Source organism: Demequina sediminis, from assembly GCF_030296675.1.
In the GTDB taxonomy this organism is placed as follows: Bacteria; Actinomycetota; Actinomycetes; order Actinomycetales; family Demequinaceae; genus Demequina; species Demequina sediminis.
In genome coordinates, this window is record NZ_AP027736.1 from 524,869 (window position 1) to 538,942 (window position 14,074).

12 protein-coding genes and 3 pseudogenes are annotated in these 14,074 nt (G+C 71.6%); 11 read left to right on the forward strand and 4 right to left on the reverse strand.

The genetic code is table 11. The features are described 5' to 3' along the window. Positions 1-7: 7 nt before the first annotated feature. Positions 8-1,671 (reverse strand): annotated as a pseudogene (locus QUE44_RS02740) (glycoside hydrolase family 13 protein). Between the two features lie 258 nt (positions 1,672-1,929). Between QUE44_RS02740 and QUE44_RS02745 the strand changes: the two are divergent. Then, positions 1,930-2,649 (forward strand): GTP cyclohydrolase II, encoded by a 720-nt coding sequence (locus QUE44_RS02745; RefSeq protein WP_425557932.1) that lies wholly within the window; start codon positions 1,930-1,932, stop codon positions 2,647-2,649. Between the two features lie 88 nt (positions 2,650-2,737). Here QUE44_RS02745 and QUE44_RS02750 read toward each other — a convergent pair. Then, positions 2,738-3,432 (reverse strand): annotated as a pseudogene (locus tag QUE44_RS02750) (fasciclin domain-containing protein). Between the two features lie 209 nt (positions 3,433-3,641). Here QUE44_RS02750 and QUE44_RS02755 point away from each other — a divergent pair. From QUE44_RS02755 to QUE44_RS02790, 8 genes are all read left to right on the forward strand, one after another. Next, on the forward strand, positions 3,642-3,887 hold the full coding sequence (locus tag QUE44_RS02755; protein WP_286216805.1) for a hypothetical protein: 246 nt from the start codon (positions 3,642-3,644) through the stop codon (positions 3,885-3,887). Positions 3,888-3,963: 76 nt separating this feature from the next. Beyond that, positions 3,964-4,485, forward strand: a complete 522-nt coding sequence (locus QUE44_RS02760) for a MarR family winged helix-turn-helix transcriptional regulator (RefSeq protein WP_286215740.1) — start codon at positions 3,964-3,966, stop codon at positions 4,483-4,485. Then, positions 4,472-4,861, forward strand: coding sequence for a hypothetical protein (locus tag QUE44_RS02765; RefSeq protein WP_286215741.1), 390 nt, complete (start codon positions 4,472-4,474; stop codon positions 4,859-4,861). The genes QUE44_RS02760 and QUE44_RS02765 overlap by 14 nt, the downstream gene beginning before the upstream one ends. Further along, positions 4,795-5,448: a hypothetical protein gene (locus QUE44_RS02770; protein ID WP_286215742.1), complete on the forward strand. Its 654-nt coding sequence runs from the start codon at positions 4,795-4,797 to the stop codon at positions 5,446-5,448. The genes QUE44_RS02765 and QUE44_RS02770 overlap by 67 nt, the downstream gene beginning before the upstream one ends. A gap of 40 nt (positions 5,449-5,488) precedes the next feature. After that, positions 5,489-6,613 (forward strand): DUF8744 domain-containing protein, encoded by a 1,125-nt coding sequence (locus QUE44_RS02775; protein WP_286215743.1) that lies wholly within the window; start codon positions 5,489-5,491, stop codon positions 6,611-6,613. After that, complete coding sequence (locus tag QUE44_RS02780) at positions 6,610-9,141, forward strand: multicopper oxidase domain-containing protein (protein WP_286215744.1); 2,532 nt, start codon at positions 6,610-6,612, stop codon at positions 9,139-9,141. The genes QUE44_RS02775 and QUE44_RS02780 overlap by 4 nt, the downstream gene beginning before the upstream one ends. Before the next feature lie 122 nt (positions 9,142-9,263). After that, on the forward strand, positions 9,264-9,656 hold the full coding sequence (locus QUE44_RS02785; RefSeq protein ID WP_286215745.1) for a DUF2249 domain-containing protein: 393 nt from the start codon (positions 9,264-9,266) through the stop codon (positions 9,654-9,656). Then, on the forward strand, positions 9,656-10,420 hold the full coding sequence (locus QUE44_RS02790) for a helix-turn-helix domain-containing protein (protein WP_286215746.1): 765 nt from the start codon (positions 9,656-9,658) through the stop codon (positions 10,418-10,420). The genes QUE44_RS02785 and QUE44_RS02790 overlap by 1 nt, the downstream gene beginning before the upstream one ends. A 169-nt stretch (positions 10,421-10,589) precedes the next feature. Here the strand turns inward: QUE44_RS02790 and glnA are convergent. Then, a pseudogene (glnA, locus tag QUE44_RS02795) lies at positions 10,590-11,959 on the reverse strand (type I glutamate--ammonia ligase). A gap of 240 nt (positions 11,960-12,199) precedes the next feature. On the opposite strand from glnA, the gene QUE44_RS02800 reads away from it, so the two are divergent. Both QUE44_RS02800 and QUE44_RS02805 read left to right on the forward strand, forming a co-directional pair. Continuing rightward, positions 12,200-12,673 (forward strand): RDD family protein, encoded by a 474-nt coding sequence (locus QUE44_RS02800; protein ID WP_286215747.1) that lies wholly within the window; start codon positions 12,200-12,202, stop codon positions 12,671-12,673. Beyond that, on the forward strand, positions 12,670-13,314 hold the full coding sequence (locus QUE44_RS02805) for an HAD-IA family hydrolase (RefSeq protein WP_286215748.1): 645 nt from the start codon (positions 12,670-12,672) through the stop codon (positions 13,312-13,314). The genes QUE44_RS02800 and QUE44_RS02805 overlap by 4 nt, the downstream gene beginning before the upstream one ends. A 14-nt stretch (positions 13,315-13,328) precedes the next feature. Here QUE44_RS02805 and QUE44_RS02810 read toward each other — a convergent pair whose 3' ends face one another. After that, positions 13,329-14,030: a DUF4191 domain-containing protein gene (locus tag QUE44_RS02810; RefSeq protein WP_286215749.1), complete on the reverse strand. Its 702-nt coding sequence runs from the start codon at positions 14,028-14,030 to the stop codon at positions 13,329-13,331. Positions 14,031-14,074: the final 44 nt, after the last annotated feature.

The following is a 14,074-nucleotide window of genomic DNA, read 5'->3' on the forward strand; positions in this document are numbered from 1 at the left end:
TCGCATCCTACTCGGGCAGTCGGACCCACACGGTCGTGTCGGCGGGCAGGGTCGCGCCGTCGAGAGGGGACGACGCCACGAGCACCTCGCCCTCGACGGTGACCGGGTCGCCGGAGACATTGGCGATGATGCGGACGGTCCCGTTGTCGAGGATGAGGACGCCCTCGGGCGCCTCGCGCCACGTCACCGTGCCCGTGCCGAGCCCACTCTCGCGGCGCACGCGCAGGGCCGCGCGATACATCTCGAGCGTCGAGCCCTCGACGCCTCGCTGCGCGTCACGCGCGAGCGCTCGCCACTCGCGGGGCTGTGGGAGCCACGAGTCGCCGGTGGTCGAGAAGCCGAACGCGGGGGAGTCCGCCTCCCACGGCAGCGGCACGCGGCAGCCGTCCCTGCCGTAGCGCTCGCCCTGCGTGCGGTGCCACGTGGGGTCCTGACGCGCCTCTCCCGGAATGTCGACCGCCTCGGGCAAGCCAAGCTCCTCACCCTGATACATGTAGGCGCCGCCGGGCAGCGACAGCATGAGGAGAGAGGCGGCGCGCGCGCGGCGGATGCCCTCGTCCACGTCGGGAAGGCCGGGGCTGTCGGGGCCGACGCCGTGGCCCTGGGGGGTGTCCGCACCCAGCGAGAGGCGCGTCGCGTGACGGACGATGTCGTGGTTCGACAGCACCCACGTGCTCGGGGCTCCCACCGCACCGAACGTCGCGAGCGAGTCGTCGATCACGGAACGCAGCTGAGCGGTGTCCCAGTGCGCCTCCATGTAGCCGAAGTTGAACGTCTGGTGCATCTCGTCGGGACGCACCCACCGCGCCATCAGCTCGAGCGGGTAGATCCAGGCCTCGGCGACCAGGATGCGATCGCCGGGGTACGAGTCCGTGATGCGTCGCCACCGGCGCCACACCTCGTGCACGCCGTCCTGCGCCCAGTACGGCGAGGCCTCCGCCGCGCCGCCGCCCATCGACGCCTCGTCCTCGTCCTGCACGAAGTCGGGCAGTCCCTCGGCCTTGATGAGGCCGTGAGCCACGTCGACGCGGAAGCCGTCGACGCCCCTGTCGAGCCAGAAGCGCAGGACGTCGTCGAACTCGGCGCGCACCTCCTCCAGCTCCCAGTTGAGGTCGGGCTGCGAGGTGTCGAAGAGGTGGAGGTACCACTGGCCGGGGTTGCCGTCAGGCTCCGTCACGCGCGTCCACGCGGGGCCGCCGAACACGGACTCCCAGTTGTTGGGGGGCAGCTCGCCGGACGCGCCGCGGCCGTCGCGGAACATGTACCGCGCGCGCTCGGGGAGCCCGGAGCGGCGGCGAGTGCGGCCTGGAACCACGCGTGCTCGTCGCTCGTGTGGTTGGGCACGATGTCCGCGATCACGCGCAGACCGAGTTCATGCGCGCGGGCGACCATGGCATCGAAGTCGTCGAGGGTGCCGAAGAGGGGGTCGACGTCGCGGAAGTCAGAGACGTCGTAGCCCGCGTCGCGCTGAGGCGAACGGTAGAACGGCGACAGCCAGATCGCGTCCACGCCCAGTTCCGCCAGGGCGTCCAGGCGCGCCGTGATCCCAGGCAGGTCGCCCACGCCGGTGCCCGTGGAATCCGCGAAGGAGCGCGGGTAGATCTGGTAGATCACGGAGGAGCGCCACCACTCCTGAGCAGTGATGGTGGAGCCGGCGACGTTCGTGGCCACGGTGTCCTCTCGATCGATCCCGCGCCGGATCTCGGACGCGAGGAAGCCCGCGCGCGCACCGTTGAGCTCCGCGGGAGATGGCCACCAATGTAAGCGGTTGCATGGGTCGCGAGCAAACCCGTGGCGCGCGTGCGGCGCGAACGTGACCAAGCCGTGACCGCATCGTTCTCATTCAGGCGGAAATATGCGCGCGCATACGTGTGTCGGCACTGCTACCTGCGCGCGAGCGCACCCTCGACGGAAGGACCAGCCGTGGCCGTGACCTGCCCCCTCTTGCGCTCCCGCGTGCGCAGCATTGACGCCTCGACCGCGGCGGGCCGCGAGCACCCGCTCGAGCCCACGCGCGCGCAGGTGCGCACCGCCGTCACGGTGCCGCTGCGCTTCGCCGACGGCTACGCGACCACCGCTCGCGTCATGACCTTCACGGGCCTGGCCGACGGGCGCGAGCACCTCGCGATCGGCCTGGGCGACTGGGAGGGCGCCCTCGAGCGCTCCGCCTCGGGCGGTCCCGCTCCGCTCGTGCGCCCGCACTCCGAGTGCCTCACCGGGGACGTGCTCGGCTCGGAGCGATGCGACTGCGGACCGCAGCTGCGCGAGGCCGTGGAGCGCATCGCCGAGGCGGGCGGAATCCTTCTGTACCTGCGCCAAGAGGGTCGCGGGATCGGCCTGTACGCCAAGCTCGACGCGTATGCGCTCCAGGACACCGGCCTGGACACGTACGAGGCCAACGTCGCGCTCGGCAGGGGCGAGGACGAGCGCGACTACGAGCCGGCGGCTCAGATGCTGCACGCCGTGGGCGCCGGGCGCATCCGGCTGCTCAGCAACAACCCCGACAAGGCCGCACAGCTCGAGCTGCTGGGCATCGACGTCGAGGAGCGCGTGCCGACCGGGGTCCACCTCGCCGAGTCCAACGCTCGCTACCTGCTGACCAAGGTCGAGCACACCGACCACACGCTCGCGCTGCCCGGCGTCGCGTAGGCACCCTCCTCCGGCAGCGCACGCGACACGGCCCGCCGCACCTCCCAGGTCTGTTCCTGGCGTGCGGCGGGCCGTGAGCGTTTGCGGCTTAGGCCGGGGGCATGAGCACCGAGTCGACCAAGTACACCGTGGCGTTCGCGGTCTGGACGCCTCCGCACAGCACGGTCGCACCGTCGCCGACCATGATCGCGTCGCCACTGCCCGTCACCGTGAGCTCCGCGCCGTTGACCGTGGTGTGGGTGCCCGCGATCGCGTCCGGCTCGATCTGGCCGGGGATCACGTGATACGTGAGGATCGACGTGAGGAGGTCGGCGTCGGTCTCGAGAGTGGCGATCGTGTCGGCGTCGATCTGCGCGAACGCGTCGTCGACGGGGGCGAAGACCGTGAACTCGTCGCCGTTGAGGGTGTCGACCAAGTTGACGTCGGGGTTCAACTGGCCGCTGACCGCCGCCACCAGGGTGGTGAGCAACGGGTTGCTCGACGCGGCGACCGCGACGGGTCCTGGGACATGCCCTGGATCGAGCCCGCGCCGTCGGGAACCTGCTCGTCGTAGTCCATGCAGGCCGCGCCCACGAGGTTGGCGTAGGGGTCCATGCCCATCGCGTCCTCCTCCATCGCGTCGCCGGCGGTGGCCGACGGGCTCGGCTCGGCCGCCATGGTCGGCTCGGCGGGCATCGTCGACACGTCGTCCGTGTCCGCATCGCCGCCTGCGCAGGCGGAGAGCAGCAGTGCTCCCGCCATCGCCAGGGTGATCGCTCCTGCGTGCTTGATCGTGGTGGACATCTCTGCCTCCGTTCTCGGGATCCGCCCGGCGGATCCTGCTGCCAGCGCCCGGGTGGGCGCCTGCCGCGGGTGCGGCGTCACGGGAGGTTCGCCCGGCATCGGCGGCCGGATGGGGTGACTTTTCGGCGGTGCGCGTCGCGGCAATCCGGAGAGCCGCTGTGGCCGAACCCGTTGTGGTGCCGAACCGCCGGCACACGAAGGGACTCGTCATGACACTCGCGATCATCGGCCTGTTGGGTGGGCTCATCACCGGAATCTCGCCGTGCATCCTGCCCGTGCTTCCCGTGATCTTCCTCACGGGAGGCGCCCAATCCGCGCGCATCGACCTGGGCAACGGACTGGCCGTGCAGGGACTCGGGGTCGGCGCGGCCGCCGCGGGGGTGGACGGCGGCGCGCGCGTCCTCGACGTCGAGGTCACGGGCGGGGTCGAGGTCTACTCGTTCACGTTCGGGTAGGTCTCTGACGGGTGCGGCGCGGTCGGGTGGAGGGACGATGCACGGCACGGGTTTGCTTTAGCCCTAAAGTAATCTCATGACGGCATCGCAGCCCGACCGCGCACACGCGGACGACCCCGCCCCCGCACCGCTGAGCCGGGAGGAGGAGGACTTCTTGCGCGCTCTCGTGCGGGTGCTGGTGGTGGTGCCCCGGGCCTTCCAGGCGGACCTGGGAGCGGCGGCCGGCGTGTCCTTCACCGAGTACGTGACCCTCAGACACCTGTCCGAGTCCCCGGCCCACTCGCTGCGCATGGGCGAACTCGCCCGCCTCACGGCGCTGACGCTCGGGGCGGTGACTCGGGTCGTGAAGTCCCTCGAGGCGAAGGGATTCGTGGAGCGCCGCCGGAGCGCGGCGGACGGGCGCGGACACGAGGCGCGTCTCACACAGGCAGGCCGCGACCGGCTCGCGGAGGTGGATCCGCTGCACGTCGCGAGCGCGCGGGCGAGGATTGTGGATCGGGTGCCCGCGACGGCACTGGCCGCATTCACCGACGTCCTGGACAGCATCGGCCGGGACGGCACGTCGACCCGCGAAGGGGGCGATCGTGGCGAATCCTGAGCGCCCGGTGAGCGAGTACGACCGCTTCGGACCGTGGATCGACCGGGTCGAGACGGAGGCGGACGTGCCGCGCCTGTTCCGGCCGCATGGAGTCGACCTGGCTGCCGCGAGGCTCGTGCTCAAGGTGCCCCGCAACGTGGCGCGCCGCGACGCTTCACCCGACATGGACCTCTACGACCACCTGCTCGTGCTCGGTCGTGACTCGCTCACGGTCCTGTCCCGTCGCGGTCGCGACCTCCCACGCGGGGCCCAGCCGGGCGCGGGGGCGGCTACGACCATGCGGACATCCCGCTCGCGAGGATCGTCGCGGTGCGGGACACGGTCAATCTGCTCGAGGGGTGGCTGTCCATCGCCACGGACGATGGCGGAGAGCTGACGATGCGGTTCAACGGCTCTGCTCGCGCGAGCGTCGGTCTCCTCACCGGCGCGCTGCGCGCGGAGTTCGTGCGGTGGGGGCGCGGCTCGGTCGGTCGCACGCTGGCCGATGCCGCGCCCCCTGGGGCGGTGAGTCTCGCGGCGCTCGACGCGGGCGGCGACCTCGCCTTGGGAGCCGACCTCCGCGAGGTGAGCGCCGCCCACCCCGACGTGCGTGCATGGGCCTGCCATGCCCGCGCGAGGGTCGCGCCAGGCGGCACGGGAATGCGCGGCGCGTTGCGGCGCGTGTCGCATGCGCTGTCGCCCATGGTCGCGCAGGGCTGCGTGCTCGCGGGCGACTCGGTCGCTCTCGAGGTGCTGGGCAGGCATGAGGCGCTCGTGCGGGGGTCCACGCCCGTGCACTCGGCCTCGCGCCTGACGGTGGCGCTGGGGGCGGTCGACGGCGTCGACGCCGCCGCGCACCCCGACTACCCGGACGTGACGGTGATTGCGCTGCGTGCGGGCGCGTGGAGCGCGCCGCTCGCCGTCCCGCGCGAGTCGGCGGTGGCCGCGATCCTGACCCGAGCCGCGGCGGCGTCAAGGACATAGGTCCCGCACCGGGGGCCAGCGGAATTCTTACGCTGAACCCGTGAAAAAGGTGACCCGGCTGGCGCTGCTGATACCCGGCGGCATCGCGCTGGTCGCGGGCAGCATCGGCGCCCTTGCCCTGCTCGGCGTGCTCTCCTTCGACGGCGAGCGACTCGCCGCCGCGCACGGCATCCTCATGACGCTCGGCTTCGTGGGCACCGTGATCTCCCTTGAACGCGCCGTCGCGCTCGGCCGCGTGTGGGCCCTGGCGTCACCCGCGCTGCTGGGGCTCGGGGGACTCGCACTGCTCACGCCTGCTGACCCTCGTGTGGGCGGGGCGCTGCTGACCGCGGGCGCGATGATGCTCCTCGCGGTGTATGCCGCGCTGTGGCAACGACAGGAGAGCCCCGAGCTCGCCACGCAGGTCCTGGGAGCCGCGCTGGCCGCCGCTGCCGCGCTCCTGTGGACCGCGGGAGCGCCCGTGGCCACCGTGCTGCCGTGGCTCGCCGGATTCGTCCTGCTCACCATCGCGGGAGAGCGGGCGGAGCTCGCGCGGCTCGAGAACCCCAGTATCGGCGCGCGCGGCCTGCTCGCGAGCGGGACCGTGTGCGCGGGAGTGATCGCGGCGACCGTCGCGGGGGACCTGGGGACTGCGCTGCTGGGCGTCGCGGTGCTCGTGCTGTGTACGGTGCTCGTGACGGGTGACGTCGCACGGCGCATGGTGCGCGCGTCGGGACTACCGCGATTTGCCGCGGCCGCGATGCTGGCCGGCTACGCGTGGATGGCCGTCGCGGGTGCCGTGTGGCTCGCGGGCGGGGTCCCCGACGGTGCCGCGTACGACGCCGTCATCCATGCCGTGTTCCTGGGCTTCACGATGTCGATGATCATGGCCCACGCGCCCATTATTCTGCCGGCCGTGCTCCGCGTCGCCCTGCCGTACCGCCGGATCATGTACGTCCCGCTGGTGCTGCTTCACGCATCGTTGGTGCTGCGGCTGCTTGCGGGCGACGCGTATGGGGTCGAGGCGGCCCTGACGTGGGGCGGCGTGCTCAACGTGGCGGCCGTGCTTGGCTTCGCGGCGACGGCGGTGGGCTCCGTGGTGGTGGCGGCACGCGACGCGCGCCGCACGCGACGCGCGCAACTCGCTCCCGTCGTCGATGAGCGACTCGTGGAGGTGGCGTCATGAGGGCCCGCTGGCATCTGCGCGCCAATGCTCTCGTGGCCGCGTGGCTGGTCGCCGCCGCCGTGGCGGCCGCCGCGCATCGCGTCCTGCCGGCGTCCGAGTGGCTCATGGTGCACCTCCTCATGCTGGGCGGGGTGTCCGCCGCGATCCTCGTGTGGAGCGCGCACTTTGCCGAGGCCCTGCGTCGGCGCTCGCTGCCGACCGGGCGGCGGGGTCAGGTGGCGCGGCTCGCCGCCCACACGGTGGGTGCCGTCGCGGTGATCGCGGGCATGGTTGCGCCGTCGCCGCGCGCGGTCGTGGCGGGCGGGGCGGTCGTGGGCATCGCCGTCGCGTGGCATGCGGTCGAGATCGCGCTCGCGGCACGCGGCGCCCTGTCGAACCGGCTGGGCTGGAGCACCTGGGCGTATGTCGCCGCGGGAGCCAGCCTGGTCGGCGGAGTCGTGTGCGGCGTGCTGCTGGCGCGCGGACCCGCGACGGACGCGATCGCGGCGCGGCTCTACCTCGCCCACGTCACGCTCATGATCCTGGGGTGGGTGGGTCTCACGGTGATGGCCACGCTCATCACGCTGTGGCCCACCGTGCTCGCGGTGCGCATCCCCGAGGGCGGCGTGCGGTTCGGGCGCGCCGGGCTGGTTCTCATGGGATCCGGTGTGGTCCTCTCGGGCGCGGCGCTTGTGGTCGGGGCGCGCGTGGCCTACGCGGCTGCGGTGCTCGTCGTGACGGCAGGCATCGCGCTCTCCGCCGTGCCGATGCTGCGCGCGGCCTCTCCTCGCGTCTCCGGCTCCCGCGTGCCAGGCACCGTCGCCGCGTGGCATCTCGCGGCGTCCGTCACCTGGATGGCGAGCGCGACCCTGACGTGGGCCGCCTTTGTCGCCACCGCGGGTGACTGGGAGGAGTCCCGTCAGCGCATGGGCGGCGTGGTGGCCGCGCTCGTGGCCGGCGGCGCCGCGCAGGTGCTGCTGGGCGCCCTCACTCACCTGTTGCCCATGGTGCTGGGTGGCGGACCCCACGCGGTGCGTGCCGCGCGCGACGCCGTCGAGCGCCGTGCCCTCGCGAGGTTCGTGCTGCTCAACGGGGGAGTCGCGCTGTGGGTGCTGCCCACGCCCAGCCTCGTGCGCGTGGCGGGCTCGATGTTCGCGCTCGCTGCGGCGGTGTGGACCCTCGCCGCGATCGGACGCGCCGTGCGCGTGTCCTTCCGCACCCGGCGCGAGGCGCCCGCGGACGGGAACCCGCGCATCGTCCCCGTGCAGATGGCCGCGCAACTGCCGACCGTGCGCGGCCGGGGTGCCGCGCTGGTCGCGGCGTGCGCGCTGCTGCTGGGCACCGCCGCGGCCGTGGCCGCCGATCCCGCGTCCGCGGGCGTCGGAGAGTCCGCGGCCGCGGAGGTCACCGCGACCGGCCGCACCGTCGAGGTGCGCGTCGAGGCGCGCGACATGCGCTTCACGCCCTCGATCATCGAGATCGAGGCGGGCGACCGGCTGGTGATCGAGGTGGTCAATACCGACACGACCTCGCATGATCTGGTCCTCGACAGCGGGCAGGCGAGCGGCAGGATCGCGCCGGGGGAGTCCGCCGTGCTCGACGTGGGCGTGGTGGGTCGCTCCCTCGACGGCTGGTGCTCGATCGCGGGTCACCGCCAGATGGGCATGACCCTCGCCGTGGTGGTCACGGGTGGGGACGATGCCCCGGTGGCCGAGGCGACTGCCGCGCCGACCCCGTCGGGCGTGCACGGCGAAGGCGAGCATGCAACCATCGATCTCCAGGCACCCATGTCGGGATCGCCGTTCGACGCGACGCTCGAGCCCGCACCGGACGCGACCGTCCATCGTGTCACCCTCGAAGTCGAGAACGTCATGACCGAGGTGGCCCCCGGCGTGACGCAGGAGCTGTGGACCTTCGGCGGCGGTGTGCCCGCACCCACGCTGCGGGGCAAGGTGGGCGACGTCTTCGAGGTGACGCTGGTCAACAACGGGGACATGGGTCACTCGATCGACTTCCACGCGAGCTGGATCGCGCCCGACGACGTCATGAGGACCATCGAGCCGGGCGAGAGCCTCACATATCGCTTCGTGGCGGAGCGTGCCGGGGCGTGGATGTATCACTGCTCGACCATGCCCATGTCGCTGCACATCGCGAACGGCATGGCGGGGGCGGTCATCATCGATCCCCCGACCTGGAGCCCGTGGACCGCGAGTATGTGCTCGTGCAGTCCGAGTACTACCTGGGCGATCAGGGCGGCTTCGCCGACGCGGACAAGATCGCGGCGGAGGCGCCCGACCTGGTGGTCTTCAACGGCCACGCGACGCAATACAAGGACCACCCGCTCGAGGCAGCGGTGGGCGAGCGCGTGCGCGTGTGGGTCGTGGATGTGGGGCCCAACCGGGCGAGTTCCTTTCACGTGGTCGGTTCGCAGTTCGACACCGTGTACTTCGAGGGCGCGTACCAGTTGGGTGGCCCCGGGGATCCCGGCGCCGCCGGTGGCGCGCAGGCGCTCGCGCTCCAGCCGGGCCAGGGCGGATTTGTCGAGCTGAGCTTTCCGGAGCCGGGCCGCTACCCCTTCGTCTCGCACATCATGGTCGACGCCGAGCGAGGCGCCGCGGGCGCCTTCGCGGTCACCGAATAGTCCCGTCCACCCTCAACCACAGGAGATCCCATGTCAGACATCACCAGCACCACCGCCGCCGCCGAGACCGGTCACGCCTGCGGATGCGGAGGAGGAGGCTGCGGCGGTGGCGGCGGCGCTCAGACCGTCTCCGCCGACTCGCTGCTCGACGGCGCGCCGTCCGCCATTCCGTCGCTTAGCACGGCGCCTCTCGACACCGACATCGACGTGCGCGCGATCCCTCGCGAGGTGAGGCACGCGCGCGTCATCGGCATGGTGACGTCGCTGGTGCCCGGCGAGTCCGTGGTGATCGCCGCCCCTCACGACCCTGCGCGGCTGGTCAACGAGATCGAGGCGGAGGTCGCTGGCGACTTCCAGGTCGACTACCTCCAGGCGGGCCCCGAGCTGTGGCGCGTGGCGGTGTCGCGCGTCAGCTGCTGCTGATGTCCGGCGCGGGCGGCGTTTCGGAGACGAGTGCGGTCGCGCCGCGGCTCGCGCGCGGTCCCGCCCGTCGCGCGGCGCTGATGCTCGAGCTGAGGCGGCGTGCGGCACCCGGCGGAGTCGGTGTCGGAGTCGACGACCTCGCCGCGGCAGTTGGCCTGCACCCCAACACCGCGCGCGAACATCTCGACGTCCTGGTCGCCGAGGGGCTCGTGGAACGCCTCCCCGGACCGCGGACGGGCCGGGGGCGTCCGCGGGCGCTGTACGCGGCGGTCCCGTCGCCGGGTGCGGCCGCAATGCCTGCCACCTTCACCGCGACCGGAGCGGAGGCCCACGACCTGCGCGATCGGGTGCTGCGCATCGTCCTCTCTCACTACGGAACCGGGCCCGAGGAGGCCGCCGCGGCCGTCGAGCGAGAGGGCTCACGCTGGGGCGAGGATCTTGGGCGGGCGGCCGGTTCCGTCGGCGGGGTCACCGCGGTGGTCGGGCTGGTCTCGCGGGAGCTGGAGTCGATGGGGATGGAGCCGCGCGTGCTTGAGGAGGCGCGGGGAGCGGGGGACCTGGGTGCCTCCGCGGGCGCCGTGCACGTCGAGATCGGGGCGTGCCCCCTCGCCGCACTCGCTCACGACCGCCCGGATGTCGTGTGCGGGGTTCATGCCGCGATGCTGCGGGGTCTCGCGCGGGGCGCGGGTGCGGACAGTGTCGACGTGCGGCTGCTGCCGTTCGAGGGGCCGCTCATGTGCCGCGTCGAGGTCGCGGCGAGCTGAGGCGTGGGGGTGCCGAGCGTCGTGTCCTCGCTTGTCCGAGAAGCACTCGAGCACACGGTTAGGTCCGTGCGCTGACGCTGAACCATTGCAAGGCATCGATGCCCGGTGCCGGAACGCGCAGAAGCCCCCGACACCTGGTGAGGTGCCGGGGGCTTCCTTGAAGCGCTACTTAGCAGTCGTAGTAGAGCTCGAACTCGTGCGGGTGCGGACGGAAGCGCAGCGGGTCGATCTCCTGCGTGCGCTTGAGGTCGATCCACATCTCGATGAGGTCCTCGGTGAACACGCCACCCTCGGTGAGGAAGCCGTGGTCCGCCTCGAGGGCGTCGAGCACCTCGGGGAGCGAGGCCGGGACCTGCTGGATCTGAGCGTGCTCCTCCGGGGGAGCTCGTAGAGGTCCTTGTCCACCGGGGCAGGGGGCTCGATGCGGTTCTTGATGCCGTCGAGGCCCGCCATGAGCAGTGCCGCGAACGCGAGGTACGGGTTCGACGACGGGTCGGGGGCGCGGAACTCGATGCGCTTGGCCTTGGCGTTCGAACCGGTGATCGGGATGCGGACTGCGGCGGAGCGGTTGCGAGCCGAGTACACCAGGTTGACCGGCGCCTCGTAGCCCGGCACGAGGCGGTGGTACGAGTTGACGGTCGGGTTGGTGAACGCGAGCAGCGACGGCGCGTGCTTGAGGATGCCGCCGATGTACCAGCGGGCGATGTCGGACAGGCCGCCGTAGCCGGACTCGTCGTAGAAGAGCGGCTCGCCGTTCTTCCAGATCGACTGGTGGACGTGCATGCCGGAGCCGTTGTCACCAAACAGCGGCTTGGGCATGAAGGTCACGGTCTTGCCCGCGCGCCATGCGACGTTCTTGACGACGTACTTGAACTTCTGGATGTCGTCGCCCGCGTGCAACAGCGTGTTGAAGCGGTAGTTGATCTCCTGCTGACCGGCGGTGCCCACCTCGTGGTGCGCACGCTCGAGCTTCAGGCCCACCTCCTCGAGGACCTTGCACATCTCGTCGCGGAGGTCAGCGAACTGGTCGCCGGGGGAGACGGGGAAGTAGCCGCCCTTGTAGCGCGTCTTGTAGCCGCGGTTGGCGGAGCCGTCTGCCTCGGTCTCGACGCCGGTGTTCCACCAGCCCTCGGAGGACTCGATGTGGTAGTAACCCTCGTGCTGGTTCGTGTCGAAGCGCACGGAGTCGAAGATGAAGAACTCCGCCTCGGGGGCGAAGAAGGCGGTGTCGCCGATTCCGGTCGACTTCAGGTACTCGACGGCCTTGGCCGCGATGTTGCGGGGGTCACGCGAGTAGGGCTCGTTCGTGAACGGGTCCACGATCGAGAAGTTGATGACCAGCGTCTTCGCCTTGCGGAACGGGTCGACGAATGCGGTCGCGACGTCCGGCAGCAGCTTCATGTCGGACTCGTTGATCGCCTGGAAGCCACGGATCGACGAGCCGTCGAACATGGCGCCCTCGGTGAACACGTCCTCGGTGAACTGCGACGCGGGAATGTTGAAGTGGTGCATCTGACCGGGCAGGTCGCAGAAGCGGATGTCGACGAACTCGACGCCCTCGTTCTTCACGTACTCGATCGCCTCGTTGGCGTCTTTGAACATCCGGTACTCCTTGAACAGATGGACAGGCCTGGACTGGCACCTCACACCCTAAGGGGGCTCCGTTGCCGCCACGTACACGTCATGTTTCCAAAGTGTTAACTGTGGCCGCTTGCACGCGTGGACGCGTGTCCCTGGGCAGGGGAGTGGGCACCGCCCAGCCGGATAACCTTGGGTCTCGTGACGCCGCCCGACACCACCGCGCCCGACAACCCTGTGCCCGACCCCTCCTCACCGGACACGCCGGCCGCCCCGTCCGCCCGGATCCCGCGCCGGCTCGCGGGCATCGGCATCGACTGGGTGCTGAGCCTGCTCATCTCGTCGGCATTCTTTCCCGACCCCGACTACCCGGTCGAGGCGGTGAGCGCGGTCGAGCGCGCGCTGCTGTCGGGGTCCTCCTTCGCGACGCTCGGGGTGTGGGCGGCCCAGCACCTGCTGCTGGTCGCCACGCTGGGCAGCACGATCGGCCACCGGATCGTGGGACTGCGCGTGGTGCGCGAGGACGGCGCTCCCGCGGTGGGCCTCATCAAGGCGGCAATCCGCACGGTGCTGCTCGCACTCGTCATCCCCGCAGTGGTGTGGGGGCCGGACGGGCGCGGCCTTCACGATCGTGTGGCCCACACCCGCATCACACGCCTGGGAGGCGACTCATGACCACGCTCGACGCGGCGGCCGTGCTGCTCGACATGGACGGCACCCTCATCGACTCGACCGCCACCGTCGACACGGTGTGGGGAGACTTCGCCCGCCAGGCCGGCTTCGACGTCGCCGAGGTGCTGGCGACCGTCCACGGCGTGCCCGCGCGCGCGACGCTGCGACGCTTCCTGGGCGAGCACGCCGACATCGAGCCATGGTTCGCGCAGATCGCGCAGTGGGAGGCCGAGCGCTTCGACGCGGACGTCGAGATCCCCGGGGCGGTCGCCGCGGTGCGCACGCTGCCCGCGGGGCGCTGGGCCGTGGTCACCTCCGCGCTGCGCGAGCCGGCCCTGCGCCGCCTCGCGCGCCTGGGCTTCCCCGCGATCGACGTCATGATCGCCGCCGAGGACGTGGCGCGCGGCAAGCCTGACCCCGAGCCCTACCGGCGCGGCGCGCAGGCGCTGGGCGCCGACCCTCGCGAGTGCGTGGTCTTCGAGGACGCCGATGCCGGGGTGAGGGCGGCCCTCGCGGCTGGGGCGACCGTGGTGGTCGTGGGCACGCTCGACACCGATGCCACGGTGGGCCTCGCGCGCGTGCGCGACATGAGCGACGTGCGCTTCAGTGCGTCCGAGCAGGGCGTGCGGGTGAAGCTGGGCTGAGACGCTGGGCGCACTCAGCGCCCGCGCATGCCCTTGCGGTCGGGACGCGCGCGCACGGGGTCGATTCCCTTGGGCAGCGGCGGACGCGTCGCGCCGATCGCGCGCAGTCGCGCCTCGACGGTGCCACGGTCCGTGCGCTTGAGGGCCTTGGGCGTGCGGCGAATCGCCTTGGTGAGCCCCGTCAGGGGCACCTCGCCCTCGCCGCGCCCCACGTAGATGATGGTGACGGGCACTCCGGGCACGAGCTTCTCGATGCGCTTCTGCGCCTGAGTGGCGGGCTTGTGGGCGGCCGCGCCGCCCTCCGCGAGGAGCACGATTCCGCCGCGACCCACGCCCTGGAACACCACGGCCTTGCCGCGGGGATCCATCGTGACGGGGTTCTCCTCGAACTTCCAGCCGGACCGGATGGCCTGCGCGACGGCGAGCGACGCTCCGGTCTGGCCCTCCATGCGCAGGTAGGCGTTCCGCTCGAAGCGACGCGTGAGGTAGAACATCGCTCCCAGGAGCGCCGTCATCACGCCGAACAGCGAGGCATAGATCATCGCGGCGATGCCGCCGATGAGGATGCCGACCAGCACGCCGATTCCGGTCGCGCCGATCGCGATGACGAGGATGCCGGGCAGCAGCAGCTTGTCGTGGGGCGCCGTGACCTTGTAGGCCTGGGCGACCAGGTGGTACCAGCGCTGCTTCTTGGGGCGGGTCTTGTCCTTAGCCATGATGCGCACAGTCTAGTCGCAGGGCCGCGGGGTCCCGAGACCGC

Coding starts and splice junctions, on each gene's coding strand:
- QUE44_RS02790 (WP_286215746.1), top strand. CDS start 9,656: ATGTCCGGCGCGGGCGGCGTTTCGGAGACGAGTGCGGTCGCGCCGCGG.
- QUE44_RS02785 (WP_286215745.1), top strand. CDS start 9,264: ATGTCAGACATCACCAGCACCACCGCCGCCGCCGAGACCGGTCACGCC.
- QUE44_RS02810 (WP_286215749.1), bottom strand. CDS start 14,030: ATGGCTAAGGACAAGACCCGCCCCAAGAAGCAGCGCTGGTACCACCTG.
- QUE44_RS02780 (WP_286215744.1), top strand. CDS start 6,610: ATGAGGGCCCGCTGGCATCTGCGCGCCAATGCTCTCGTGGCCGCGTGG.
- QUE44_RS02760 (WP_286215740.1), top strand. CDS start 3,964: ATGACGGCATCGCAGCCCGACCGCGCACACGCGGACGACCCCGCCCCC.
- QUE44_RS02805 (WP_286215748.1), top strand. CDS start 12,670: ATGACCACGCTCGACGCGGCGGCCGTGCTGCTCGACATGGACGGCACC.
- QUE44_RS02755 (WP_286216805.1), top strand. CDS start 3,642: ATGACACTCGCGATCATCGGCCTGTTGGGTGGGCTCATCACCGGAATC.